This window comes from Sphingobium sp. FG125 (genome assembly GCF_057809795.1).
The window spans coordinates 227,228-252,479 of sequence record NZ_JBMDKQ010000001.1 but is presented as its reverse complement, the minus strand read 5'-3'; the positions used below and the strand labels follow the sequence as shown (position 1 = coordinate 252,479).

At 63.9% G+C, this 25,252-nt stretch carries 22 protein-coding genes; 17 read left to right on the top strand and 5 right to left on the bottom strand.

The window, feature by feature from the left end:
- The first annotated feature begins 237 nt into the window (after positions 1 to 237).
- The 8 genes from astD (at position 238) to ACODSR_RS01290 (ending at position 8,924) form a co-directional block, all read left to right on the top strand.
- Positions 238 to 1,671 (top strand): succinylglutamate-semialdehyde dehydrogenase, encoded by a 1,434-nt coding sequence (astD, locus tag ACODSR_RS01325; protein ID WP_489072979.1) that lies wholly within the window; start codon positions 238 to 240, stop codon positions 1,669 to 1,671.
- 75 nt (positions 1,672 to 1,746) lie between these two features.
- Positions 1,747 to 2,559, top strand: coding sequence for a uroporphyrinogen-III C-methyltransferase (gene cobA, locus ACODSR_RS01320; RefSeq protein WP_489072977.1), 813 nt, complete (start codon positions 1,747 to 1,749; stop codon positions 2,557 to 2,559).
- Positions 2,556 to 2,852 (top strand): DUF2849 domain-containing protein, encoded by a 297-nt coding sequence (locus tag ACODSR_RS01315; protein WP_294131405.1) that lies wholly within the window; start codon positions 2,556 to 2,558, stop codon positions 2,850 to 2,852. The genes cobA and ACODSR_RS01315 overlap by 4 nt, the downstream gene beginning before the upstream one ends.
- 3 nt (positions 2,853 to 2,855) lie before the next feature.
- On the top strand, positions 2,856 to 4,487 hold the full coding sequence (locus ACODSR_RS01310; protein ID WP_489072975.1) for a nitrite/sulfite reductase: 1,632 nt from the start codon (positions 2,856 to 2,858) through the stop codon (positions 4,485 to 4,487).
- Positions 4,488 to 4,606: 119 nt separating this feature from the next.
- The gene (locus tag ACODSR_RS01305) at positions 4,607 to 5,047 is read left to right on the top strand and encodes a DUF934 domain-containing protein (protein WP_489072973.1); all 441 of its coding nucleotides are present in this window, start codon (positions 4,607 to 4,609) and stop codon (positions 5,045 to 5,047) included.
- Positions 5,040 to 5,825, top strand: coding sequence for a phosphoadenylyl-sulfate reductase (locus tag ACODSR_RS01300; protein ID WP_489072971.1), 786 nt, complete (start codon positions 5,040 to 5,042; stop codon positions 5,823 to 5,825). The genes ACODSR_RS01305 and ACODSR_RS01300 overlap by 8 nt, the downstream gene beginning before the upstream one ends.
- A gap of 351 nt (positions 5,826 to 6,176) precedes the next feature.
- Positions 6,177 to 7,088 carry a beta-1,6-N-acetylglucosaminyltransferase gene (locus ACODSR_RS01295; protein ID WP_489072969.1) on the top strand — a complete coding sequence of 304 codons (912 nt, stop codon included), beginning with the start codon at positions 6,177 to 6,179 and terminating at the stop codon, positions 7,086 to 7,088.
- Between the two features lie 36 nt (positions 7,089 to 7,124).
- Positions 7,125 to 8,924, top strand: coding sequence for a DUF885 domain-containing protein (locus tag ACODSR_RS01290; protein ID WP_489072967.1), 1,800 nt, complete (start codon positions 7,125 to 7,127; stop codon positions 8,922 to 8,924).
- Positions 8,925 to 9,078: 154 nt separating this feature from the next.
- On the opposite strand, the gene ACODSR_RS01285 is transcribed toward ACODSR_RS01290, so the two are convergent.
- Complete coding sequence (locus ACODSR_RS01285) at positions 9,079 to 10,566, bottom strand: replicative DNA helicase (protein ID WP_489072965.1); 1,488 nt, start codon at positions 10,564 to 10,566, stop codon at positions 9,079 to 9,081.
- 122 nt (positions 10,567 to 10,688) lie between these two features.
- On the opposite strand from ACODSR_RS01285, the gene ACODSR_RS01280 reads away from it, so the two are divergent.
- The 7 genes from ACODSR_RS01280 (at position 10,689) to ACODSR_RS01250 (ending at position 19,856) form a co-directional block, all read left to right on the top strand.
- On the top strand, positions 10,689 to 11,171 hold the full coding sequence (locus tag ACODSR_RS01280; protein ID WP_217675067.1) for a UPF0262 family protein: 483 nt from the start codon (positions 10,689 to 10,691) through the stop codon (positions 11,169 to 11,171).
- 29 nt (positions 11,172 to 11,200) lie between these two features.
- Complete coding sequence (locus ACODSR_RS01275) at positions 11,201 to 11,869, top strand: GH25 family lysozyme (protein WP_489073154.1); 669 nt, start codon at positions 11,201 to 11,203, stop codon at positions 11,867 to 11,869.
- A complete protein-coding gene (locus ACODSR_RS01270; RefSeq protein ID WP_489072963.1) occupies positions 11,866 to 12,324 on the top strand; it encodes a cytidine deaminase in 459 nt (152 codons plus the stop codon). The genes ACODSR_RS01275 and ACODSR_RS01270 overlap by 4 nt, the downstream gene beginning before the upstream one ends.
- Before the next feature lie 7 nt (positions 12,325 to 12,331).
- The gene (dcd, locus tag ACODSR_RS01265; protein ID WP_217675064.1) at positions 12,332 to 12,886 is read left to right on the top strand and encodes a dCTP deaminase; all 555 of its coding nucleotides are present in this window, start codon (positions 12,332 to 12,334) and stop codon (positions 12,884 to 12,886) included.
- Positions 12,887 to 12,907: 21 nt separating this feature from the next.
- Positions 12,908 to 13,690: a metallophosphoesterase gene (locus ACODSR_RS01260; RefSeq protein WP_489072961.1), complete on the top strand. Its 783-nt coding sequence runs from the start codon at positions 12,908 to 12,910 to the stop codon at positions 13,688 to 13,690.
- A 263-nt stretch (positions 13,691 to 13,953) separates the two neighbouring features.
- The gene (locus ACODSR_RS01255; protein WP_489072959.1) at positions 13,954 to 16,710 is read left to right on the top strand and encodes a TonB-dependent receptor plug domain-containing protein; all 2,757 of its coding nucleotides are present in this window, start codon (positions 13,954 to 13,956) and stop codon (positions 16,708 to 16,710) included.
- 2 nt (positions 16,711 to 16,712) lie between these two features.
- Complete coding sequence (locus ACODSR_RS01250) at positions 16,713 to 19,856, top strand: amidohydrolase family protein (protein ID WP_489072957.1); 3,144 nt, start codon at positions 16,713 to 16,715, stop codon at positions 19,854 to 19,856.
- 105 nt (positions 19,857 to 19,961) lie between these two features.
- Here ACODSR_RS01250 and ACODSR_RS01245 read toward each other — a convergent pair whose 3' ends face one another.
- Positions 19,962 to 20,651, bottom strand: coding sequence for an anti-sigma factor family protein (locus ACODSR_RS01245; protein ID WP_489072956.1), 690 nt, complete (start codon positions 20,649 to 20,651; stop codon positions 19,962 to 19,964).
- Entirely contained in the window at positions 20,648 to 21,136 is a 489-nt protein-coding gene (locus tag ACODSR_RS01240; protein ID WP_489072955.1) for a sigma-70 family RNA polymerase sigma factor, read from the bottom strand. Before ACODSR_RS01240 ends, ACODSR_RS01245 begins: the two co-directional genes overlap by 4 nt.
- Positions 21,137 to 21,225: 89 nt before the next feature.
- Between ACODSR_RS01240 and ACODSR_RS01235 the strand changes: the two genes are divergently transcribed.
- Positions 21,226 to 22,503: a S8 family serine peptidase gene (locus ACODSR_RS01235; RefSeq protein ID WP_489072953.1), complete on the top strand. Its 1,278-nt coding sequence runs from the start codon at positions 21,226 to 21,228 to the stop codon at positions 22,501 to 22,503.
- Positions 22,504 to 22,603: 100 nt separating this feature from the next.
- A complete protein-coding gene (locus ACODSR_RS01230; RefSeq protein ID WP_489072951.1) occupies positions 22,604 to 23,188 on the top strand; it encodes a hypothetical protein in 585 nt (194 codons plus the stop codon).
- Between the two features lie 105 nt (positions 23,189 to 23,293).
- On the opposite strand, the gene ACODSR_RS01225 is transcribed toward ACODSR_RS01230, so the two are convergent.
- The gene (locus ACODSR_RS01225) at positions 23,294 to 24,244 is read right to left on the bottom strand and encodes an alpha/beta hydrolase (RefSeq protein ID WP_489072949.1); all 951 of its coding nucleotides are present in this window, start codon (positions 24,242 to 24,244) and stop codon (positions 23,294 to 23,296) included.
- Between the two features lie 136 nt (positions 24,245 to 24,380).
- Positions 24,381 to 25,088, bottom strand: a complete 708-nt coding sequence (ctrA, locus tag ACODSR_RS01220; protein ID WP_037488316.1) for a response regulator transcription factor CtrA — start codon at positions 25,086 to 25,088, stop codon at positions 24,381 to 24,383.
- Positions 25,089 to 25,252 lie beyond the last annotated feature (164 nt).

Genomic DNA, 25,252 nt, shown 5'->3' with positions numbered 1-25,252 from the left:
CAAGCTGAAAGGATTTCGTCCGGTTTCAATGCATGATGTCCCGTAACCGGCCCTTCCGCCGTCCCGCATTCCGTCAACCCCACGAAAGCGGGGACCCATCGTGCATCCCGCGGTCCAATTGTGTGACGAGACATGGGTTCCCGCTTTCGCGGGAATGACGGCTAGAGAAAATTCCCGATTTTTGCTTCCCGCCCCCGCCCCCTTCCTTCCTTAACCTTTTTCCGTCATATCAGCGCCATGGTCGCAACCCTGACATCCCATGAACCCGCCACCGGCGTCCTGCTCTGGCAGGGCGAGGCGGGGGATGTGGAGGCGGAGGTGGCGCGGGCGCGGGCGGCGTGGCCGCGATGGGCGGCACAACCGATCGCCTACCGGATCGAAACGCTGCGGCGCTTCGTCAATGTCGTGCGGCGGAACGAGGATGCGCTGGCGGACCTCATCGCGCGCGAAACTGGCAAGCCGCTGTGGGACGCCCATGCCGAAGTGGCGGGCGTGATGGCCAAGGTCGACATTTCGGTCGCCGCCTATTCCGAACGCACCGGGCAGAAACGGCTGGAGGCGGCGCTGGGCGCGCGGCAATCGGTGCGGCACAAGCCCCATGGCGTGATGGCGGTGCTGGGTCCGTATAATTTCCCTGCCCATCTGCCCAATGGCCATATCGTCCCGGCCCTGCTGGCGGGCAATGCGGTAGTGTTCAAGCCGTCGGAAAAGACACCTGCCGTGGGCGAGATGCTGGTGAAGCTCTATCATGAGGCCGGCGTGCCGATCGAGGCGATGCGGCTGCTGCTGGGCGGGCCGGACGCGGGCAAGGCGCTGGCGGCGCATCCCGATGTCGGCGGCATCTTGTTTACGGGGTCCGCGCAGACCGGCATTGCGATCAACCGGCAATTCGCCGCGCAGCCATCGAAGATATTGGCGCTGGAAATGGGCGGCAACAACCCGATCGTCGTGTGGGACACGCCCGAAATCAACGCCGCCGCCGTGCTGGTGGTGCAGTCCGCCTTCCTGTCGAGCGGGCAGCGCTGCACTGCCGCCAGCCGCCTGATCGTCAAGGAGAGCATCGCCGACACCTTCATCGCGGAGGTCAAGAAACTGGCAGATCGGCTGATCGTCGATCATCCCCATGCTGACCCCACGCCCTATATGGGTCCGGTGATCGACAATCCGACCGCCGACGGGCTGACCGAAAGTTTCCTGTGGCTGATGAGCAATGGCGGCAAGCCGATCAAACATATGGTGCGCCCCAAAAAGGGCCTGCCCTTCGTCAGCCCCGCGATTATCGACGTCACCGCCATGACGGAACGGCCCGATGTCGAACTGTTCGGGCCGCTGCTCCAGGTCATCCGCGTGGCTGAATTTGGCGATGCGATCGCGGAGGCCAACAATACGCGCTACGGCCTGTCCGCCTCGCTGATTGGCGGGACGCCCGATCAGTATAACCAGTTCTGGGCCAATGTCCGCGCGGGCGTCATCAACTGGAATCGCCCGACCAACGGCGCATCTTCCTCCGCGCCGTTCGGTGGCGTCGGCATTTCGGGCAATCACCGGCCAAGCGCCTATTATGCCGCCGATTATTGCGCCTATCCGGTGGTGTCGGCAGAAATCGAGCAACCGCGCGCGTCGATTGGCGTGGGGTTGAAAGACATCGATGTGAGCGCGATGGGCGATTGAAGCCCCGCACCGGACAAGATTTCCTAATCCCCGGCATACCCATTCTGAATTGAACTTCGCCTGCACCTTGTCCACATGGCAAGCATGGCTGACCCTGTATCTGATCCTGTTGTACCCGCCACCGTCCATCTGGTCGGCGCGGGACCGGGCGACCCGGAATTGCTGACGATCAAGGCCGTGCGGCTGATCCGTGACGCGCGGCTGATCGTGCATGACGGGCTGGTGTCGGACGATATTCTGGCGCTGGCATCGCCGCAAGCGGAGTTGATCAGCGTCGCCAAGCAGCGCAGCCGCCATTCGATGCCACAGGAAGCGATCAACGCGCTGCTGGTGCGCTTTGCGCTGGCGGGCGAGTCGGTCGTCCGGCTCAAGGGCGGCGATCCGTTCATTTTCGGGCGCGGCGGCGAGGAAATGGAAGCGTGCCGCGCGGCGGGCGTGCCGGTGGAAATCGTGCCGGGCGTCAGCGCCGCCATCGGCGCAGCGGCGCAGGCACAACTGCCGCTGACCCATCGCGACGCATCGAGCGCGGTGACGTTCGTGGCGGGCCAGTGCAAGGGATTGACCGAACAGGACTGGTCGGGGCTGGCGGGCAAGGATCGCACGCTCGTCATCTATATGGGCGTGGCGACGGCTGCGCAGATTGCCGACAAGCTGATTGCCGACGGCGTATCGCCTGCCTTGCCGGTCGCGGTGCTGGAAAATGGCACGCGGGCGGACATGCGCTCGCTGCGCACCCTGCTCGCGGACCTTGGCGACATGGTGGCGCGTGAGGCGGTGGTCAGCCCGGCATTGATCGTCGTGGGAGAGGTAGCGCGCTACGCGCTGGCACAGGAAGTGCTGGCGGGATGGGCGCAAAGACAGGAATATGGGGCGGAGATGCGTTCGTGAAGATATTGACGGGTAATGATCTGGCATCGGGCGACGTCATCTGGTGGGCGGGCGATGGCTGGTCGCGCCAGGTGGGCGATGCGGCCGATGTCGGCGCGCATGGCGATGATCTCGCGCGCGCCGAAGAAGCCGCGCTGCGGGTCGTGGGTGCCTATGTGATCGACGCGACCCTTGGCGAGGATGGCGTGCGCCCGGCCCATATCAAGGACCGCATCCGCGCCTTCGGCCCGACCGTGCGGCCCGACCTAGTCGAACAACCAACCGAAGCCGACATCGGCAAGTGGGTGATCTGAACCATGTATCGTTATGACAGCTATGACCAGGCCATCGTCGACGCCCGCGTCGAGGAATTTCGCGACCAGACCCAGCGCCGCCTGGCAGGGGCTCTGACCGAGGACCAGTTCAAGCCGCTGCGGCTGATGAACGGCCTCTATCTCCAGCTGCACGCCTATATGCTGCGCGTCGCCATCCCCTATGGCACGCTGAGCGGCAAGCAGATGCGCAAGCTCGGCGAAATTGCGGGCAAATATGACAAGGGCTATGGCCACTTCACCACGCGCCAGAACCTGCAATATAACTGGATCAAGCTGGCCGATGCGCCCGACATTCTCGCCGAACTGGCGACGGTGGAGATGCACGCCATCCAGACCAGCGGCAATTGCATCCGCAATATCAGTTCCGACCAATATGCAGGCGTTTCCGCCGACGAAGTGGCGGACCCCCGCCCCTGGGCCGAATTGCTGCGCCAATGGTCGAGCTTCCACCCGGAATTCACCTATCTGCCGCGCAAGTTCAAGATTGCGGTGATCGCGTCCGACGATGATCGCGCGGCGATGCGGCTGCATGACATTGGCCTGAAACTGGTCGAGCGGGACGGTGTGGTCGGCGCTGAAGTCTATGCCGGTGGCGGCATGGGCCGGACGCCGATGGTCGCGCCGCTTATCAGGGACTTCGTGGCTGAAGATGAGATCATCTCTTATCTGGAAGCCTGCCTGCGCGTCTATAATCGCTATGGTCGCCGCGACAATAAATATAAGGCGCGGATCAAGATCCTGATCCATGAAATCGGCGTCGAGGAATATAAGCGGCAGGTCGAGGAAGAGTTTGCGCATATGCGTGAACTGGGCCTCAATCCGCCGGTCGAGGAACTGGCCCGCATCCGCGCCTTCTTCGCCGCGCCCGCCTATGAAAGCGGCCTGAGCGACGAGATCGACCGCAGCAACCCGGCCTTTGCGCTGTGGGTGGACCGGCAGGTCGCGGCCCACAAGGCACCCGGCTATGCGATCGTCAATATCAGCCTGAAACCGATCGACGGCATCCCCGGCGATGCGTCGGCGGAACAGATCGGTCTGGTCGCGGACCTGGCCGAGACATATTCCTTCGACGAACTGCGCGTCACCCATGCGCAGAATCTGGTGCTGCCGCATGTGAAGAAGGCGGACCTCTACGCCATCTGGCAGAAGCTGGTCGCGGCGGGTCTGGCGGAGGCCAATCTGGACCTGATCACCGACATCATCGCCTGCCCCGGTCTCGACTATTGCGCGCTCGCCAATGCGCGGTCGATCCCGCTCGCACAGAAGATCGCGGCGCGCTTTGCCGCTGCGGAGCGACAGGCGGAGATTGGCGAGTTGAAGCTCAAAATTTCGGGCTGCATCAATGCCTGCGGCCATCATCATGCCGGGCATATCGGCATTTTGGGCGTGGACCGGCGCGGCGTCGAAAATTTCCAGCTGCTGCTGGGCGGATCGGGCGCGGAGGACGCCTCGCTGGGCCAGATCACGGGGCCGGGCTTTTCGGAGGATGGCGTGGTCGATGCGATCGAGAAGGTCACCGACATCTACCTCGCCGAGCGGGAGAGCGGCGAACGCTTCCTGGACACCTATCGCCGCATCGGCATGAAGCCCTTTAAGGAGGCGATCTATGGTTGAGTGCAAACAACAGCCGTTCGCCCTGAGCCTGTCGAAGGGTTCCGCTGAACGGAGTGAAGCGCCTTCGCTTCGCTCAGGCAAAGGCTTCGACTTCGCTCAGCCCGAACGGAATTTTTAAGATGGTTGAATTTCTCTCCTTCCGCGACGGCGAATCTGCGCAGGAACCCGCCGTCACGGTCGAATCCTTCACCGGCCAGTCCAACGCCACCGCCGTCCGCATCGAGCCGGGCGAAGATGCGCGCGAATTGCTGCCCTATCTGGATCGCATTTCGCTGATTGAGGTGAATTTTCCCGGTTTTGGCGACGGGCGCGGCTATTCGGCGGCGCGGATCGTGCGAGAGGCGGGCTATACCGGCGAATTGCGCGCGGTGGGCGACGTGCTGGTCGACCAGATCGTGGCCATGCGCCGCTGCGGTTTTGACAGCTTCCATCCCGCCAAGGCGCTGGACGATGCCGCCCTCGATCGCGCGCTTACTCGTTATGACGACGTCTATCAAAAGACGATCGATGGCCGCGCCCCCATTTGGGCCAAGCGGCACCCGGAGACAGAAAATGGCTGAAGCTGCCCGCACGCTCGACATCATCGACGCCCGCCCTGCCTTTACGCAGGGTGACGCGGACGCGCTCAACGCGCGGTTTGAAGATGTGGGCACGCTGGATATGCTCAAGACCGTCTTTGCCGAAGGGCTGGCCGGCAATGTCGCGGTCGTCTCTTCCTTCGGCACCGAAAGCGCGGTGCTGCTGCATCTGGTGGCGCAGGCGGACCCGACCGTGCCGGTGATATTCGTCGATACGCTCAAAATGTTCGCCGAAACCCTGACCTATCGCGACACGCTGATCGACGCTTTCGGCTTTACCGACAGCCGCACCGTGACGCCGATCGCCGAAGTGATCGCGCAGAAGGACGAGACCGGCCTGCGCTGGTCCTATGATCCCGATGGCTGCTGCGACATTCGCAAGGTCGAGCCGTTGAAGCGCGCCAAGGACGGCCTCGACGCCTGGATTTCCGGGCGCAAGGCGTTCCAGTCGGTGACGCGGCAGAATCTGCCCCGCTTCGAGGTCGAGGACGGGCGGCTCAAGATCAATCCGCTGGGTGACTGGACCAAGGATGATCTGGAAGCCTATTTCGCGCAGCACGCCCTGCCCCGGCACCCTCTGGAGGCCCAGGGCTATCTGTCGATCGGCTGCGAACCCTGCACGTCCAAGGTGCAGCCGGGCGAGGACCCGCGCGCAGGCCGCTGGCGGGGTTGGGACAAGGTGGAATGCGGCATCCATTCGCCCGTCACGCCGATCCCGGTGGTAGACCCCGAAGATCCGGCGAACATGCCGGTGTTCTGACGGCGGCATTGGCCTTGTTTCAGATTGAACCTCAACCTCCGTTCGTTTCGAGCGAAGTCGAGAAACAGTAGCGCGCAGTTTCTCGACTTCGCTCGAAACGAACGGAGGAAGTGAATAACGTCCGGCTCTGGAAAGGGTGGGGGGACGCTCCCCCTCATTTACGCGCACCCCTAAGAATCGCGGTGCATCATCCCCATATGCCGTTCTCGGCATGTGGCCGGGGCGGCCTCGCTTCGACCTGAACCCCTTGTGCTGGTCGAACCTCTCGCTTCGATGATTTTCCAAAAGGCTGGAAACACCTGCACCGCATCAGTCACCCGACCGATGCGCGTCTGATGGAGTGTGCCCCGCATGATCGCCTATCTCATCCTCGTCCACCGCTTCCCCGAACAGTTCAAGCGGATGTTCCGCGCCATCTATGTGCCGGGCAATCATTATCTGATCCATGTCGATCATCGGTCGGGTGCGGCGATGCAGGCGGATGTTGCCGCCTTCCTCAACCCCTATGCCAATGTCGCGATGCTGCCGTCGCGCAAGATGCTGTGGGGCGGATATAGTCTGGTTGATGCCGAACTGCGCGGCATAGAAAAGTTGCTGGAGATGGGCACAGACTGGCGCTATTTCATCAACTTAAGCGGGCAGGATTTTCCGCTGAAGTCACAAGCCTATATCGCCGACTATCTGGCCGCGCATGACGGGACCGAGTTCATCCGCGCCGTGCCGCAACAGGCGGTCCGCCCGGACACGATGAACCGGCTGAGCCATTATTTCATCGAAGCGTTCAACCGCATCGTGCGCACCGGCATCCCGCGCCGCCGCATGGCCGGGATCACCCCCTGTATCGGCACCCAGTGGAAGGCGGTCACCCGTGACTTCTGCGCCTTTGTCCGCCGCGATCCCGCTGCGCTGAAATTCAAGAATTTCTACCGCCGCACGCTGATTGCCGACGAAGGCTTTTTCCAGACGGTGATGATGAACGCCTTTGCCCATGACAAACAGGTCAATGATGATCTGCGCACGATCGACTGGATTCCCGATGGCGACATAAAGCTGCGCCCCCGGACATTCGTGACCCGCGACGCGCTCAGGCTGACGCTCAGCCCGGACCTGTTCGCGCGCAAATTCGATGCGCAGGAGGATAGCCATATATTGGACCTGCTGGAGGCGCATCTGCTGACGCCCGCCGCCATGGTCCTGCCCAAGAAGGCCGAACCGCACGCAACAATATTACAAGCCTCTGGACGGATCGCATCAGCGGCTTAAGAGTCTCCCTTATTCAAAGATAAGGGAATCCCTGCCATGGACCGTCGCGATTTTCTGCTGTCCTCCGGTGCCGTTGCCATCGCCGTCGCTGCCCCCCGCGCCTTCGCGCAGGGCAGCGACGATGCGCGCTTGTCGGCCGCCTTCACCGCCATTTTCGAACGGCAACTGGACCTGTCGCCCGGCTTCGTCACCAGCCTTGGGCTGGACAAGGGCGCACGGGCCGGGGCCAAGAGCCAGCTGGACGATAACAGCAAGTCGGCGATGATGAAGCGGCTTGCGACGACACAGGCGGCGATCAAGGAACTGGAGGGGTTCAAGACGGCCAGCCTGTCCGACCCGCAGCGGCTGAACCTTGACGTCATCCTCTATGCGCTGGGGCAGCAGACGGTAGCCCCGGCGACGTTCGGCCTGAACAGCGCGGTGCGGCCCTATCGCATCTTCCAGCAGGGCGGCAGCTATTTTTCGACGCCCGATTTCATGAATACCGCCCACACCATCAATGTGGCGGCAGACGGCGACGCCTATCTGGCGCGGCTGGAGGCTTTTGCCCGCAACCTGCGCACCGACAGCGCGATGCAGCGGGACGAGGCGGCGCGCGGCTATCTGGCACCGGGCTGGTCGCTCGATCTGACGCTAGGGCAGATGAAGAAGCTGCGCGATCAGCCTGCCGCCAGCAGCAGCCTGGTCCAGTCGCTGGTCAAGCGCGCGGCGGCCAAGGGGATAGCAGGCGACTGGCAGGGTCCGGCGGCGGCGATTGTTGAGAAGAGCATCTACCCCGCGCTCGACACGCAGATCGCGATGATCGAGGGGCTGCGCGGCAAGACGGCAGCGGGCGATGGCGTATGGCGCACCCCGCGTGGCGAGGAGATTTATGCCGCCGCGCTCAAGAGCGCGACCACGACCGACCTGTCGGCGGCGGACATTCACGCGATGGGGGTGGAGCAGGTTGCCGACATCAGCGCGCAGCTCGATACGATCCTGCAAGGGGCGGGCTATACCAAGGGGACGATCGGCGAACGGCTGGCCGCGCTGAATGCCGATCCGTCGCAAGTCTATCCCGACACAGCGGAGGGACGCGCCGACCTGATCGCCGCGCTCAATGCCGAAGCCAAGCTGATGCAGGCGAAATTGCCGCAGGCTTTCGCGACCATCCCCGACACGCCTTTGGAAATCCGCGCGGTGCCGGTCGAGATTCAGGATGGCGCGTCGAACGGCTATTATAATCGCGCGGCGCTGGACGGGTCGCGCCCGGCCATCTTCTTCATCAATTTGAAGGCGATCGGCGACTGGCCCAAATATACGCTGCCCGCGCTCAACTATCATGAAGGCGTGCCGGGGCATCACCTCCAGATTTCGACCGCGCAGACGGCGGGCGACATTCCCATGCTGCGCAAGACCGCGTTCATGAGCGCCTATAGCGAAGGCTGGGCGCTCTATGCCGAGCAATTGTCGGACGAGCTGAAGGGCTATGCGACGCCGCTCGACCGGGCGGGCTACCTCCAGTCCTTCCTGTTCCGCGCGGCGCGGCTGGTGGTCGACACCGGCATTCACTCAAAGCAGTGGAGCCGTGAGAAGGCCACGGCCTATATGGTTGAAAAGACGGGGTTCACCCAGGCGCGTTGCCAGCGGGAGGTTGAGCGTTACTGCACCCAGCCGGGACAGGCCACCAGCTACAAGGTCGGCCATGGCGTATGGAGCAAGGCGCGCACGGCAGCGCAGGCTGCGATGGGTGATCGCTTCGATATCAAGCAGTTCCACGCCATTCTTGAGGAAGGCGCAATGCCGCTGTCGATGCTGGAAGCGCGGGTGGCGGCGCGGGCGAAGATGGGCGTTTAGCAATCCTCCCCCTATGGGGGAGGTGGCAGGGCGAAGCCCTGACGGAGGGGTGTCACCCTATTGAGAGGGCGACACCCCTCCACCATTTGCTACGCAAACGGTCCCCTTCGGCAGAGTCACGTGCCTCTGCCGAACCTTGCAGGGGAGGAATTTCTTACTCATATTCCAGATCCTGATAGCTATCGTCCGCCACGTCGGAGAAGCGCGTAATCCGGGCGTCGAATTTCATGCGGATGCGGCCGGTAGAGCCATGACGCTGCTTGGCGACGATGACTTCGGCCAGGCCATAGATGCGGTCCATATTTTCGCGCCAGACGGCATAGGCGGCTTCATCCTCGACCTTGGGTTCCTTGGCCGCTTCATAATAATCTTCGCGGAACACGAACCAGACCATATCCGCGTCCTGCTCGATCGAGCCGGATTCGCGCAGATCCGACAGTTGCGGCCTCTTGTCCTCCCGCTGTTCGACCGCGCGGCTGAGCTGCGACAGGGCCAGCACCGGCACATGAAGCTCCTTCGCCAAAGTCTTGAGACCACGGGAAATTTCGGAAATCTCGTTGACGCGATTTTCGTTGCCGCGTCCCGTCCCCTGTAACAGCTGGAGATAATCGACGACGATGAAGCCAACATCATGGCGGCGCTTCAACCGGCGGGCGCGGGTGCGCAGGGCGGCGATGGTCAGGCCCGGCGTATCGTCGATGAAAAGCGGCAGTTCCTGCAACTCGCGCGCGGCGCGGGACAGGTTCTGAAAATCGGCGCGGCTGATCTTGCCCATGCGCAGCGCTTCGCCGCTGATGCCCGATTGCTCGGCCAGCACGCGGGTCGCCAGCTGATCGGCGGACATTTCAAGGCTGAAGAAGGCGGTCTTGGCCCCCATATTCTTTTCCGGCGGAATACCGTCGGCATTGTCGCGCAGCCAGCGGGACGCGGCATTATAGGCGATGTTGGTGGCGAGCGAGGTCTTGCCCATGCCCGGACGCCCGGCCAGGATCATCAAGTCGGAATTGTGCAGACCGCCGATCTTGGCATTCAGGCTGTTGATCCCGGTGGTGATCCCCGACACATGGCCGCCGCTATTGAGCGCACGTTCCGCGACCTGCACGGCGGCGGTGGAGGCGGCGAGGAAGCTCTTGACCGATCCGCTTTCCCCCTCCCCTTCGGACACTTTATAGAGCGCGACTTCGGCTGCCTCTATCTGTTCGCGGGGATTGACATCCTCGCTTGTATCCATCGCGTTTTCAACCAGTTCCCGGCCAACGCTTACAAGCTGTCGCAGCAAAGCGAGATCGTAAATCTGCGACGCGAAGTCCCGCGCGCCGATCAGCGCCGCACCATTGCCGGTCAGTTGCGCCAGATAGCCCGCCCCGCCCAATTCCTTGAGCGCCGGGTCCTGGTCCAGCATCGGTTTGAGCGTCACCGGATTGGCGACCATGTCGCGATCCAGCAGCTTCATGATCGCGTCATAGATGCGGCCATGCATCGGCTCGAAAAAATGCTCCGCCTTGATCTTGAGCTGGACATCCTCCGCCAGCCGGTTGTCGATCATCAGCGCACCGAGCAGTGCCGCTTCCGCCTCCACATTGCGAGGGAGTTCAGGCGCGCCGGTTTCGGCGGCGGGATTCATTTTCACCAGTTCGACCATGGCTCACTAATCCTCCGCCCGCCGTTCGTGTGCAAGGCCCAAGGTCGAAACGACGATGGGTAGCTGTGGATAACTCCCGCTTGCATTTCGCGGGCCGCCGCCGCACTGAGGCTGATCGCAATATGGCCGACCCGCGCATCATAGACATCAAGCTCGACGAGCGGACGATCCTGTGGCGCAATGCCGACGTCGAACAGGAACGGCGCATCGCGATCTTCGACCTGCTGGAGGATAATATGTTCGCGCCACAGCGCGTTCATGCCGACGGCTATGCCGGCCCCTACAAGGTCGTGCTGCGGGTCGAGGACGGGCGGCTGGTGATAGAAATCAACCGCGAGGATGACAGCGCCCTTGAAGCCGTCATCCTGGGCCTGGGCCGCTTCCGCCGGCCGATCCGCGAATATTTTGCCATCTGCGACAGCTATTATCAGGCGATCAGCAATGCCTCGCCCGCGCAGATCGAGACGGTCGACATGGCCCGGCGCGGCATCCACAATGACGCGGCGGAAATGCTGCGCGAGCGGCTGGAGGGCAAGATCGCGGTCGATTTCGACACCGCCCGCCGCCTGTTCACGCTGATCTGCGTATTGCATATCAAGGGGTAGGGACAATCGGGCGGCTGACTTTGGGGGGATTGCTGGTCCGCGTCGGGCTGGCGCTGGCGCTGATCGCGGCGCTGGCGCTGGCGCTGTTCGTCTATGCCCGCAACTGGGCGCCGGACCGCGGCGACTATCCGGTGCAGGGGCTGAGCGTGAGTTCCGACAATGGCCCGATCGACTGGGGTACGCTGGCAGCGCAGGGGGCGGACTTCGCCTATATCCGCGCGGCCAAGGGTGCCGACTGGCGCGACCCCGCTTTCGCCGCCAACTGGCGCGGGGTACGCACCGCCGGGATGCGTTATGGCGCGATGCTGGAATTCAGCCTGTGCCGCCTCGCCAGCGATCAGGCGACCCGCTTCATGACCACAGTACCGCGCGACAATGCCGCCCTGCCCCCGGTCATCCGGCTGGCGTTCGACCCGGCCTGCACCGCACGACCGGGCCGCGACCTGTTGCTGTCGGAGCTGAACACGCTGGTCAATCTCGTCGAAAGCCATGCGGGCAAGACGGTGCTGCTCAACGTGAGCGAGGATTTCGACAAACGCTATGACATTGGCTCCGGCATCAACCGGACGCTGTGGCTGGACGGCAATTTCTTTCCGCCCGATTATGCTACGCGGCGCTGGGTGATGTGGACAGCCAGCGACATGCGGCATATCGACGGGATCAACGGTCCGGTCAGATGGGATGTGGTGGCGCCATGACGCGCGAGGCAGAGATTGCGGAACTGGTGACGGCAGCGCGCGCGGTGATGGTCCATGCTCATGCGCCCTATAGCCGCTTTGCCGTGGGCGCGGCGGTGCGGCTGACCGATGGCAGCATCGTCACCGGCTGCAATTTCGAGAATGCGAGCTACGGCCTGTCGCTCTGCGCCGAAACGGTCGCGCTGGCGACCGTCAATGCGCAGGGGCGTTTCGCAGATGTCGCCGCGATCGCCGTGGTCGGCGGGGCGATGGACGGCGCGGGCGCGGCGATCGTCACCCCCTGCGGTCGCTGCCGTCAGGTCATGAACGAAGCCGAACAGATGGCCGGACGCCCGCTGGCCATTTATTGCGCCACGCCCGATGGCGCGCAGATCGTCGAACATACAGTCGCAGCGTTGCTGCCCCATGCCTTTGGTCCCGCCGACCTGGGCATCACTCCTGTCAGGAAGAACTGAACATCCCATGTCGATATTGTCGGATAAGTGGATTCGCGAACAGGCGCTGACCAATGCCATGATCGAGCCGTTCGTGGAGAGCCAGCGGCGCGACAATTGTATCAGCTACGGTCTGTCCTCCTATGGCTATGACGCGCGGGTGGCGGACGAGTTCAAGATCTTCACCAATATCGACAGCACCATCGTCGATCCCAAAAATTTCGACACCAACAGCTTTGTCGATCGCAAGACCGACTGCTGCATCATCCCGCCCAACAGCTTCGCGCTGGCCCGGACGGTCGAATATTTCCGGGTGCCGCGCGACGTGCTGGTCATCTGCCTTGGCAAATCGACCTATGCCCGCTGTGGCATCATCGTCAACGTCACCCCGCTGGAGCCGGGCTGGGAGGGGCATGTGACGCTGGAATTTTCCAACACCACCCCCCTGCCCGCCAAAATCTACGCCAATGAAGGCGCGTGCCAGTTCCTGTTCCTCAAAGGGAATGAGCCGTGCGAGGTCAGCTATGCCGACCGGGCGGGGAAATATATGGGGCAACAGGGCGTGACGTTGCCGCGCCTGTGACGACGTGCCAGACTGTGACCCATGAAATGGTTGCGGACATGGCTAGCGACAGGGCTGGCGCGCGGGACGCCGACTGAGGCATCGCCCCCGCCGAGCGTGGGCGACCGCCGCGTCTATGCGATTGGCGATGTGCATGGCCGCGCCAACCTGCTCGACGCCCTGCTGATATTGATCGCACGCGATGATGCCGAGCGGGGCGCCATGCCCCCGCACATCGTCCTGCTGGGCGATCTGGTCGATCGCGGTCCATCCTCGCGGCAGGTGATCGACCGGGTGATGGCCATGGTCGCGTCGGGCGGCGATGTGCGCTGCCTGAAGGGCAATCATGAGGAAATTTTCGTTCTGGCGGCACGGGGCGAAGTGCGGGCGGTGCCGGTCTTTCGCCGGATGGAGGGCGCCGCCACGCTGGCCAGTTACGGACTGGACCCGATCTTGTTTCATGTCATGACCGATGAAGAGATTGCGACATGGATGCTGAACCATGTGCCGCGCGAGCATGTCGACTTTCTCGACGCCCTGCCCGATCAGGTCGAAATGGACGATTATCTGTTCGTCCATGCCGGGATCAGGCCGGGGGTGCCGATCGAGGCGCAAAACGGCGCGGACCTGCGCTGGATCAGGCGCGAATTTCTGGATCATGGTGGCGCGCATCCCAAGATGATCGTGCATGGCCACAGCATCACGGATGATGTCGATTTGCAGCCTAACCGGATCGGCATAGACACGGGCGCCTATTATTCCGGGCGACTGACCGCGATTGGCCTGCAAGGCACGGAGCGCTGGTTTCTCCAGACCAACGACTGAGTTGGCCTGCTATAATCTTTTGCGTTGCAGCATCGCCAAATAGCGCCTGCATCAGTCATAAGCTGTTGAGAAACATTCCATGGTTGTGACCCAGGGAAAAGCATAGCGGATTGGCACCTTTGCTTCGTTTCAAGGGGACAGAGCGGCCCAAATGCTGCCATCCAGGGGAACATATCATGCGTGCTATTCATGCGTTAACCGGGCTTTGCCTGGCGTCTTGCCTTGTACCTTCTTCCCAAGCCTTCGCAGCTGCAAAACAGGATTTGGCGCTGAGCCAGCGCCACAAGTTCGACATTCACGTCCAGCCGCTCAGCGGCGCGCTGCGCCAGCTTTCGACCCAGTCGGGCGTGCGCATCCTGTTCCCTTATGATGAGGTGGCGGCGATCCGCAGCCGCCGGATTCTGGGCTGGCTGTCAACCCAGGACGCGCTGGCGCGGCTGCTGGCGGGTACGGACCTGAAGATGGAACAGGCCGGTGTCGGCGTCATCGCGCTGGCCGCCCCCGCCAACCGCAGCGTCGCGCGACGCAGCCCTCTCTCGCTCCAGTTCGCGCAGGCGAGCGTCGCGGGCAGCGTCGCCCCGGCAGCGCTAGCGCCTGCCCCCGAACCGATCGAGGATTCAACGCCGATCATCGTCACCGGCACGCGCACGACCAACCGCACCGTCGCCGAAAGCCTCGCGCCGATCGACGTGTTGGGGATCAAGGATCTGGAATCGAGCGGCAAGCAGTCCGTCCGCGACCTGCTCGGAACGCTGGTCCCCTCGATCAACGTGTCGAACAATGGCGCGGGGGCCAGTTGGGCCGTGCGCACCCTGTCGCTGCGCGGCCTGGGCGGCGACCAGTTGCTGGTGCTGGTCAACGGCAAGCGGCGGCATAATTCGGCAACCCTGTTCATCAACGGATCGGTCCAGAACGGCCAGTCACCGCCGGACCTTGACCTTATCCCCGGCAATGCGATCCAGCGGATCGAAGTGCTGCGTGACGGCGCATCGGCGCAATATGGTTCCGACGCTATCGCAGGCGTGGTCAACATCATCCTGAAAAACGACACTGCGGGCGGCGCGGCGCTCACGCTGGGCAGTACCGCGGACAATGGCGGCGAACAGGGCCGGTGGCAGATCGACAATGGCTTCGCGGTCGGCCCGGACGGCGGCTATATCCATCTGGCGGCAGACGGCGTGTTGCAGGCCGGAACGCTGGTCAAAGGATCGCCCATCGCCGGTACTTATTATCCCACCGGCGACCCACGAAATAATGATCCCAATCTGAACCGGTATCGCGGCAAGGCAGGTCAGCCCGAAGTCATCGGCGGCAATATCAGCTATGACGCGATGATGCCGGTAGGCGGCAGCCTGGAGGCCTATAGCTTTGGCACCTATTCCAAACGCCACGCGGCAGGCTGGCTAACCTATCGCACCCCCGCCGCGCTCAACAATATCATCGAAATCTACCCGGAAGGCTATATCCCGCGCATCCATGTCTATGACGAAGATTTCCAATATGCGCTGGGCCTGCGGGGCGAACTGGGCGGCGGTGTAAGGTTTGACATCAGTTCCACCTATTCGCAGGACGAGGTCAAATATAAGCAGACGACATCGCTCAACCCCTCCATGGGTACGGCCAGCCCGACCAACTTCTATCTGGGCAAGATCCGGTTCGACGAATGGACCAACAATCTCGACCTCTCCAAGGAGTTCGATGTCGGTCTGGCCGGACCGCTCTCGCTGGCGGTGGGCGCCGAGTATAAGAAAAACAAATTCATGATCGGGGCGGGCGATCCAGAATCCTATATTGACGGCAAATATGTGTCGCCGCCCGGTGCCTGGCTTGCAGGGCGGCAACGCACCGGTGTCGGCGCGCAAGGCGTGACCGGATTCGTTCCCGAAGGTGCAGGGAGTTGGAGCCGCAGCAACTGGAGCGCCTATGCCAATGTGGAAGGCAAGATCGTCGAGGGGCTGGAATTCGGCCTTGCCGGGCGGCACGAGGATTATACCGATTTCGGCACCACCGATACCGGCAAGGCGTCGATCCGCATCGAACCGATGCGCGGTTTCGCCATCCGTGGCACCGCCAGCACCGGCTTCCGCGCACCGACCTTGCAACAGCAGCATTATGCGTCATCCTCGACCATCGGCGTGGTCCAGAACGGTGTCAGCGTCCTGTTGCCGGTGCAGGCGCTACCGGTCGAGGGCGCGGCGGCCAAGGCACTTGGCGCGGTGCCGCTCAAGCCTGAAAAGTCGGTCAACTTTTCGGCCGGCATCGTTCTGACACCCGCGCCGAACCTCAACATCACGGTCGATGCCTATCAGGTCAAGATCAAGGATCGCATCCTGCTGAGCGAGACATTGAGCGGTCCGGTCGTCATCAACGCGCTGGAAGCGGCGGGCATTTACGGGATTGCCGGTGGGCTTCTCTTCTCCAACGCCGCCGACACCCGGACACGCGGTCTCGACATCGTTGGCACCTATCGCGCCGGGCTGGGCGATATGGGCCTCGCCACGATCAGCCTTTCGGCAAATTTCAACAAGACCATCTTCACCCAGATCGACCCTGTTCCCGGACCGATCGCCGCATCAGGCCTCGCGCTGATCGGCCGCACCAAGCAGGGCGATCTGACCGAAGGCACGCCGCGCAACAAGTTCATCGCCAACATCCTGTGGGAAAAGGATGATTTCAACATGAACCTGCGCGCGACACGCTTTGGCAAGATCACGCAGCGTGCAAACGCAACGGCGTTCCACACTGCCGAGTTCACCGCCTGCGCGGTCAATGTCGTGAGCGATGTCTGCTTCCGCGACTTTGTCGATGAAAAGCTGAAGCCCAAGGTCATCGTCGATCTCGAAATCGGTTACAAACTGACCAAGGGCGTCAAATTGTCGGTCGGCGCGAACAATCTGCTCAACACCTATCCCAACAAGTTGAAGCCGGTAAACCAGTTCGTCGGATTCCTTTATAATACTTATGCCCCTTACGGCATCAGCGGCGGCTTTTACTATGGCCGCCTGAATCTGGAGTTCTAAGCATGACGATCAGATCGGGCGTCAGCCGTCGCGAGGCGATCGCGACGGGCGGGATCGGCTTGTTTGCGGCGGGCAGCGCGGCGTCGGTGGCGCAATCGGGCAGCGCCCCGGCAGCAGGCAAGGAGACGATGGTGAGCGTCGAGGACGCCACCAATGTCGCGCTGACCCTGTCGCCCGACGGCAGCCGGATCGCCTTCGACCTGCTTGGCATATTATGGACCATGCCGGTCGCAGGCGGGCCGCTCAAACGGCTGACTGGGGATTTTGACGATCTCGCCCAGCCCGACTGGTCGCCCGACGGGACGCGCATCGCCTTCCAATCCTATCGCAGCGGCCATTTCCACATCTGGTCGGTCGCAGCCGATGGCGGCGACATGCGCCAGCATACGGACGGGCTGCTCGACGATCGCGAACCGCGCTGGTCGCCCGATGGCAAAAGCATCGCCTTTTCCAGCGACCGGGCGGACGGGCGCTATGCCATCTATCTGCTGGACGTGGCGTCAGGGCGGGTGACGCCGCTGTCCAAAGGCACGACCAATGACAGCGAACCCTGCTGGTCGCCGGACGGCCAGCGCATCGCCTATGTCGCGGGCGGCACGAAGCTGGTCGCGATTGACATTGCTACAGGCGCGGTCAGCGACGTCGCATCGGTGCCGCCCTCCCCAGACCGCTTCAACCCGTCGGCGATCATGGCCCCGGCTTTCGCGCCGGACGGTCGCATCGCCTATACCCGCGTCCAGCCCGGATCGGTGACGCTGGTGGTGGATGGCAAGGATGTCGTTGCGGGGGAGGATCTCTATCCCTTCCGCCCCGCTTTCACCGCCGACGGCGCGATCCTCTATGGCTCCGGCGGCAAGCTGCGCCGGTGGCGCGATGGCGAGGCGACTGTCGTGCCGTTCAAGACGCAAGTGCCGGTAACGACGCCGGATTATACCAAAAAGGCGCGCGATTTCACATCCACCACGCCAAAGCCCGTCGTCGGCATCGCCGCGCCCATGCTCTCGCCCGATGGCAAGCAGATCGTCTTTGCCGCGCTCAACGACCTTTATCTGATGCCCGTCGGCGGCGCGCCCCGGATCATCGTGGGCGATGCGTTCCACAAATGCGACCCGGCCTGGTCGCCCGATGGCCGCACCATCGCCTATAGCTGCGACCGGGGCGGGACGCTCGACCTGTGGCTGCATGACGTCAGCACGGGCAAGGAACGCCAACTCACCAACATCCCTGACAAGGCCGTCGCCTGGGGCAGCTGGTCGCAGGACGGGACGCTGATCGCCTTTCTGGATCAGGAGGGCGCGCTCCACACCGTCGATGTCGCGACCGGCACCGTGCGCAAGCGCTTCGATGCGATCTGGGAACCGGGGCGGCCCAGTTTCGGCCCGGATGGCCAGACCATCGCCTATGCCGCGTTCAAGCCGGTGACGGGCCGCTATCGCGAGGGATCGAGCCAAATCTTGTCGGTCGATCTGGCCACAGGCAAAGGCACGTACCGCCCGGTGTTCGATGGCAAGTCGCTGGGGACTCGCGGCCATGACGGGCCGGTCTGGTCGCCCGATGGCAAGGCGATGGCGTTCATATTCGCCAGCACCCTATGGGTAGCGCCGGTCGCGCCCGATGGCAGCTTCACCGGAGCGCCACGGCAGGTCAGCACGGACCTGGCCGACGCACCAAGCTGGAGCGGGGATTCGCGCACGCTCCTGTACCTGAGCGGCGGCAAATTGCGGCTCGTGCCGGTCGCCGGCGGGAAACCGCAGACGGTGCCGTGCCGCCTGACATGGGCCAATGCCAAGCCTTCGGGTCGCACCGTCATCAGGGCTGGCCGGGTCTGGGACGCCCTGTCCCCGACCTACAAGAGCGGCGTGGACGTCGTGATCGACGGAAATGTCATCACCGCGGTCGCGCCGCACGGTGGAAACGCGCCGTCCGACGCCAACGCCCGCTTCATCGACGCGCCGGACCTGACGCTGATGCCCGGCCTCATCGACATGCACACCCACCGGCAGATGGCGGGCTATGGCTATGGCGACCGGATGGGGCGGCTGTGGCTGGCTATGGGCATCACCGCGACCCGATCGCCCGGATGCCCCGCCTATCATATGGTGGAGGATCGCGAGGCGATCCAGAGCGGCAAGCGCATCGCCGCGCGCCATTATGCCACCGGCGAAGCCATAGACGGCGGGCGCATCTTCTATAATTTCATGCGTCCGGTGACCGAGCCGGGGCAGATGGCCCTGGAACTGGAGCGGGCGCGACTGCTCGATTATGACATGGTCAAAACCTATGTCCGCCTGCGCCACGATACGCAAAAGGAAGTGGTCGACGCCTCCCACCGCATGGGGATGCACCTGTCGTCCCATTATCATTATCCCGCGCTCCATAGCGGCATGGATTGCATGGAACATACCGGCGCGACCAACCGCTACGGCTATTCGCGCACGGTCACCGCGCTGGGCGGCGGCTATCATGACGTCAATGACCTGTTCTCAGCCGCCAAGGCCGGGCGGACGCCAACCCTGTTCGCCGCCACCGCGCTGCTGGGGCTGGATGACAGCTTCACCCGCGACCCACGGATCACGACCCTCTATCCGTCGTGGGAATTCGCCAAGCTGACCGGACGGGTGAAAGCGATGTCGGGCGAAGGCGGCCCGGTGATGCTGGCGTCGCTGGAGCGGCAGGTCGCGCAGATCAAGCAGATGCTGGCGGCAGGATGGCACCCTTTGTCCGGCACCGACGCCCCCATAGACCTGACCGCGATCAGCCTGCACCTCAACCTGCGCGGCATGGTCAAGTTCGGCGTGTCCCCGCTCGACGCCCTGATGATGACGACGCGCTGGTCGGGCGAATTTCTGAACGAACCAATCGGCCGGATCGCGCGCGGAATGCTCGCCGACCTGATTTTGGTGGACGGCGATCCCTTACAGGATGTCAGCGCCGTCGCCAATGTCCGGCAGGTGGTGGCGAACGGCATGGTCCATACGCCTGACGCACTGATGGCCCCGTTCGTGAGCGCGAAACCGCAGGCGGACGTGACCCCGGTGCTGCCGATGCTGGCCGACGCGCACCAGCATATCTGGTGGCATGATGCGGACTATGTGGAAGCGAGCCGCGCAGCCTGTTGCGCAGGCCATGCGGTGGCGCATGTCTAAACAGGGCGAACTGAAACTCCGTTCGGGCTGAGCTTGTCGAAGCCTTGTCCTTTTTCTGAAGAAGTACAGCCCTTCGACAGGCTCAGGGCGAACGGGTTATGGTTCTTAACGCCACCCCTTCCCTCGCGCCGCCGCCTCCCCCGCTGCATCCATAGGCTCCCCCTCAATCAGTGCGTCAACCGTCGCCATGACCCGCGCGTCGGCGGACGAAGCCTGACGATAGGCACCCTCCTGTCCAGCCCCCGGCAGCGCCTGCTGCACCTGCCAGCGATCGCCATCGCGGCAGGCGACGCCTGCGACCGCGCCGTCGAAGCTGCGGCACCAGCCGCCGCCCTTGCGCTGAAAGGTCAGGCCGATACGGATCGCCGCGTCGCCCTGCGCCGACGCCAACTGGGTGTCGAGCGCCTGCGCCAACTCCCCTTGCGCGACCATCACGCCATCGTGCAGGCTGATCGGCCCGCCCTCTCCGCCGGTCAGGCGACCAATGCTGAGGCCCAGGACCAGACTGGCGGCGATTGCCCCGCCCACAGCCCAACCGCGCCAGCGCGGCGTCGAGCGGATCAGCGGCACCACCTTCGCACTCTCCTCCAGCACCGCACGCATCGCCCCCGGCACCGGCTCCTGCGCGATCGGCGCGTAATGGCCCGCCAGCCGATCCCGCAACCGGCGGTGCATCGCCAGCCGTTCCGCCAGCGCCGGGTCGTCCGCCACGGCGCGATCCACGCGGCGGAGGGTCACTTCGTCCAGTTCGCCATCGACCAGCGCGATCAGCATGGCTTCGTCAATGTCGGTCATGCCGCTTCCCCCATCAGTTCAATGAGCGCCCCGCGCCCGCGCACCAGCCGCGACGTCAGCGTCCCCATCGGCACGCCCAGCACGGCGGCGGCTTCCTTGTAGGACAGCCCCTCCACCAGCACGAGCGCAATGGCCTCGCGCTGTTCGTCGGGCAGCGCCTGCATCGCCCGGTCGACGTCGGACAGATGGACATGCGCCTCTATATCGCGGTCCCCGGCATGGCCGACATGCTCGCCCGCTTCTGCCGGAGCAAAGGTTTTGGCGGCACGCTGACGCGCGCGGGCTTCATCGATCCACAGGTTGCGCATGATCCGATATATCCAGCTGTCGAGGCGGGTGCCCGGCTGCCACTGGTCGCGCGCCTTGAGCGCCCGCTCCAGCGCGGCCTGGCACAGATCGTCGCCATCGGCACGATCGCGCGACAGGCTGGCGGCAAAGCGCCGCAGCCTGGGCAGGATCGCCAGCACATCATGCTCGAACGACATCGGGCCTCCAATCGCATGTTCCGGGGATGAAACGAGCCTGCCCGGTCGTTTCATCCCACAGCCCAAGAAAAAACGGAAATATTTGTGCGATGGATCATTATGCACCCGAAAGGACCGGTGACAACGACATGAGACTGACCCGCCCATGGATGATCGCCGGGCTGATGCTGATCGCGCCGGGCGCGCAGGCGCAATTGCTGGGCGGTCCGGTAGGCCAGGTCGTGCCGGAGGTGCTGGACCGGGTCGGAGGTGCCATCGAAGGCAGCGGGCTGGAGCGCCTTTCCCCGGCACGGCTGGCCGATCGGCTGGTGGCGGTGCGGGCGGCGCGGATCGGCGATCTGCTCCGGCGGCATGGTGATATGGTTGAGCTGGACGACCGGCGCGAGCCGGCGCGGCGCGGCTTGATCTTGCTGACGGGTGCGGATGCCGCCAGTCTGGACGCGCTGAGGGCGGCAGGCTTTGGCGTGCAGAGCGAGGCGGTGGAGGGGCTGGACCTCAGCATCGCGCGGCTACAAGTGCCGCACGGCCGCAGCCTGGCGCGGGCGCTCAGGGATGTGCGGCGGATCGCCCCAACGGCGCAGGCGAGTGCGGACAATCTCTATTTTCCCGGCGGAACGGCCAGTGGTGCGCCAGCGGGCGGGCTGGCGAGCAGTGGCACGGTCGGTCGCGGCGCGGCGGGGTTGATCGACGGCGGGGTGGCGCGACATCCGGCGCTGAGCGGGCCGGTCGAACAGCGCGGCTTTGCCCGTGGGGCGCCAAGGGCCAGCGCCCATGGCACAGCGGTCGCCTCGCTCATCAGCGGGACCGGCATCGTGCGCGGCGCGGCACCGGGCGCAGCTTTGCTGGTCGCGGACGTCTATGGCGACGATCCGGTTGGCGGCGGCGCCTTTGCGATCGTGCGAGCGCTGGGATGGATGGCGGCGCGTGGCGTACCGGTCGTGACGGTCAGTCTGGTCGGGCCGGACAATCCGCTGCTGGCAGGCGCGATCCGACTGGCGCGCGACAAGGGCGTCACCGTGGTAGCCGCCGTCGGCAATGACGGCCCGGCCGCACCCCCCGCCTATCCCGCATCCTATGCCGGGGTGATCGCGGTCACAGGGATTGACGGGCGCGGGCGACTATTGCCCGAAGCTGGGCGCGCCGCCCATGTCGATTTCGCCGCGCCTGGAGCGGATATGAGTGCGGCGCGAAGCGATGGCGGCAAGGGCGCGGTGCGCGGCACCAGCTTTGCCGCGCCGCTGGTCGCCGGGCGGTTGCTGGTGCGGGGTAGCCTGACCGCGCTGCGGGCTGAAGCAGAAGCGCCAAAGGGCAAGGCACGCGGCTTCGGCCGGGGTATCATCTGTGCCACATGCAGAAATAATGACTGATTTTTAGTCGGTTACGATTTTTTCTCGCCCACGCGGGATGAAACGCCATCGCCCTCCCGTTCTCCCTGCATTGCATCGACAATCAACAAGGAGATGAGCGATGAAGAGCAAGTTCATGATCGTGGCGGCCTGTATCGCAACGCTGACCGCAGTTCCCGCTTCGGCCCAGTTGCTGGGCGGCAGCGGCGCCGGTGGCGGTCTGCTCGGTGGATCGGTCGGCAGCCTTGGTGGCGCGCTGGGCGGGTCAGGCAGCGGTGGCCTTGGCCTCGACCGCAGCATTGACCTGGACAATGGCCGGGTCGGCGCGAGCGGATCGGGCAATGGCCGCGCCGATGGCGGTGCCAGCGGTTCGCTGACCCGCAGGGACAAGAGCCGCAGCGGCAGCGCTTCAGGTTCGGCCAGCGGATCGGCGGGCGGCAGCCTGGCGGTCGATACGCTCGGCACCGGCGATGCGCGCAATGCCGTCGGCAATGTGCGTGACCGGGCCGATAGCGGCGTCGGCGCAGTACGGGATCGGGCAAGCGGCGCCGTCAGTGCAACGAAGGACCGGGCTGGATCGGCCGTAGGCAGCGCCGCTGGTGCTGTGAACGGCGCAGCATCGATCGACGCCAGCGGCCAGGTTTCTGGGGGTGGACAAGGTGCCGGTTCGACCGGTGCCGCTCCCGAAAGTCAGGCGGAAGATTGACCCCGCAGGGGAAAAGGGGGCGGCGGCCACGTTCCAAGCCACCGCATCCCGCCCCGCCGCCTGACCGGGCCGACGATCCAGACCGGATCGTCGGCCCGTTTTGCATCAGTCGAGGACAAGCATCCGCCCGATCGCATTGGACAAATCACGCTGGGCGCGTTGCGCGACCCGCGCGGTCGCCATCATGTCAAAGGCGTGGATAGCGCCCGGATAAACATGACATTCCACCGGCACCCCTGCCCCGGCCAGCCGCCGCACAAAATCCAGATCCTCGTCCAGGAACAGATCGAGCGCACCCACTGCCACATAGGTCGGCGGCAGGCCCGCCAGATCGTCCGCCAGAGCGGGCGAGAACCACCCCTTGCGCGCGTCGTCACAGCGATAGTCGCCACGCAATGCGCCCCAGCCAAACTGGTTGGAGGCGCGCGTCCAGATGAATTCGCCCGTGCTGGCCGATTGCCAGCGGCAGTCCGGCCCGCCTGTGCGATGGTCGAGCATGGGATAGATGAGAATCTGCCCCGCCAGCGCGATGTCGCCCCGGTCCCGCGCCATCAACGCCAGCGCCGCCGCCAGTCCGCCGCCTGCGCTTTCACCCATCACCACAATCCGTTGCGGGTCGATGCCCAGCGTATCGGCCTGTGCCACCAGCCAGTCGAGCGCGGCATAACAATCCTCCTGCGGCCCCGGAAACGCGGTTTCGGGCGCCAGCCGATAATCGACCGAGGCGGCGACGAAGCCCATCGCCTCTGCCATCGGCCCGATCGAGCGACTGGCCATCTCCGCCGATCCAAATATCATGCCACCGCCATGGATATGCAGGATGGCGGGACGACCCGGCCGGGCAGGATCGGCATTGAAGAGATGGAGTTGCACATCGGGCGCGCCGACACGGGCGGGGATGATGCGGATGTCGGGGACAGCCACCGGACCCGGATAATCCACCGGCGATGCGGTGCTCGCTCGAATGGCCGGGAGCGCTTCGTGGCTCAGTTGCAGTTCCGGCAGCATATCCAGCACCGGCGCGATTTCCGGGTCGATCAGATGGCGGGTCGTCATGGTCTCTCCTGGAGATTTGTATCCTTGTCGAACATTATCCTATGCCAGCCCTTGGCCCGCCACAACGGAAAAGGCCGACGATCCTGACGGATCATCGGCCTTTCCACCCCCTGGTAAGCGCGTGTGACGCGAAGCGTCAGGCGACCTTGGCCTGTTCTTCCAGCGCCTCTTCCGGGTCGCGCAGCACATAGCCGCGGCCCCAGACGGTTTCGATATAATTGTCCCCGCTGCACGCCAGCGCCAGTTTCTTGCGCAGCTTGCAGATGAACACGTCGATGATCTTGAGTTCCGGCTCGTCCATCCCGCCATAGAGATGGTTGAGGAACATTTCCTTGGTCAGGGTCGTGCCTTTGCGGAGCGACAGCAGCTCCAGCATGGCATATTCCTTGCCGGTCAGGTGGACGCGATTGCCGTCCACTTCCACCGTCTTGGCGTCCAGATTGACCGCCAGCTTGCCGGTGCGGATGACCGATTGCGAATGGCCCTTGGACCGGCGCACCACGGCATGGATACGGGCGATCAGCTCTTCGCGATGGAAGGGCTTGGTCACATAATCATCGGCGCCAAAGCCGAAGGAGCGGACCTTGCTATCCATCTCGGCTATGCCCGACAGGATCAGCACCGGGGTCTGCACCTTGGCAGCGCGGAGCTTTTTCAGCACGTCGTAACCGTGCATGTCAGGCAGGTTGAGATCCAGGCAGATGATGTCGTAATCATACAGCTTGCCGAGATCGAGACCTTCCTCGCCCAGGTCGGTCGTATAGACATTGAAACCTTCGGTCGTGAGCATCAGCTCAATCGCCTTGGCGGTGGTCGGTTCATCCTCAATCAGCAGCACGCGCATGTGAAGCCCCTTTGTGTCGCAGGTCCGTTCACCCCACCAGAACGGCGTCCGCATCAATTCATTAACCAAAAAACTTCTGAAGGACAAAGGTTAATTTTTCGCTAACCCGCAGAAATCCACGAGTCGCCTAAAAACGAATCTGTTTACAAAGAGTTGAGGCCGAA

Coding starts and splice junctions, on each gene's coding strand:
- astD (WP_489072979.1), top strand. CDS start 238: ATGGTCGCAACCCTGACATCCCATGAACCCGCCACCGGCGTCCTGCTC.
- cobA (WP_489072977.1), top strand. CDS start 1,747: ATGGCAAGCATGGCTGACCCTGTATCTGATCCTGTTGTACCCGCCACC.
- ACODSR_RS01310 (WP_489072975.1), top strand. CDS start 2,856: ATGTATCGTTATGACAGCTATGACCAGGCCATCGTCGACGCCCGCGTC.
- ACODSR_RS01305 (WP_489072973.1), top strand. CDS start 4,607: ATGGTTGAATTTCTCTCCTTCCGCGACGGCGAATCTGCGCAGGAACCC.
- ACODSR_RS01300 (WP_489072971.1), top strand. CDS start 5,040: ATGGCTGAAGCTGCCCGCACGCTCGACATCATCGACGCCCGCCCTGCC.
- ACODSR_RS01295 (WP_489072969.1), top strand. CDS start 6,177: ATGATCGCCTATCTCATCCTCGTCCACCGCTTCCCCGAACAGTTCAAG.
- ACODSR_RS01290 (WP_489072967.1), top strand. CDS start 7,125: ATGGACCGTCGCGATTTTCTGCTGTCCTCCGGTGCCGTTGCCATCGCC.
- ACODSR_RS01285 (WP_489072965.1), bottom strand. CDS start 10,566: ATGGTCGAACTGGTGAAAATGAATCCCGCCGCCGAAACCGGCGCGCCT.
- ACODSR_RS01280 (WP_217675067.1), top strand. CDS start 10,689: ATGGCCGACCCGCGCATCATAGACATCAAGCTCGACGAGCGGACGATC.
- ACODSR_RS01270 (WP_489072963.1), top strand. CDS start 11,866: ATGACGCGCGAGGCAGAGATTGCGGAACTGGTGACGGCAGCGCGCGCG.
- dcd (WP_217675064.1), top strand. CDS start 12,332: ATGTCGATATTGTCGGATAAGTGGATTCGCGAACAGGCGCTGACCAAT.
- ACODSR_RS01260 (WP_489072961.1), top strand. CDS start 12,908: ATGAAATGGTTGCGGACATGGCTAGCGACAGGGCTGGCGCGCGGGACG.
- ACODSR_RS01250 (WP_489072957.1), top strand. CDS start 16,713: ATGACGATCAGATCGGGCGTCAGCCGTCGCGAGGCGATCGCGACGGGC.
- ACODSR_RS01245 (WP_489072956.1), bottom strand. CDS start 20,651: ATGACCGACATTGACGAAGCCATGCTGATCGCGCTGGTCGATGGCGAA.
- ACODSR_RS01240 (WP_489072955.1), bottom strand. CDS start 21,136: ATGTCGTTCGAGCATGATGTGCTGGCGATCCTGCCCAGGCTGCGGCGC.
- ACODSR_RS01235 (WP_489072953.1), top strand. CDS start 21,226: ATGGATCATTATGCACCCGAAAGGACCGGTGACAACGACATGAGACTG.
- ACODSR_RS01230 (WP_489072951.1), top strand. CDS start 22,604: ATGAAGAGCAAGTTCATGATCGTGGCGGCCTGTATCGCAACGCTGACC.
- ACODSR_RS01225 (WP_489072949.1), bottom strand. CDS start 24,244: ATGACGACCCGCCATCTGATCGACCCGGAAATCGCGCCGGTGCTGGAT.
- ctrA (WP_037488316.1), bottom strand. CDS start 25,088: ATGCGCGTGCTGCTGATTGAGGATGAACCGACCACCGCCAAGGCGATT.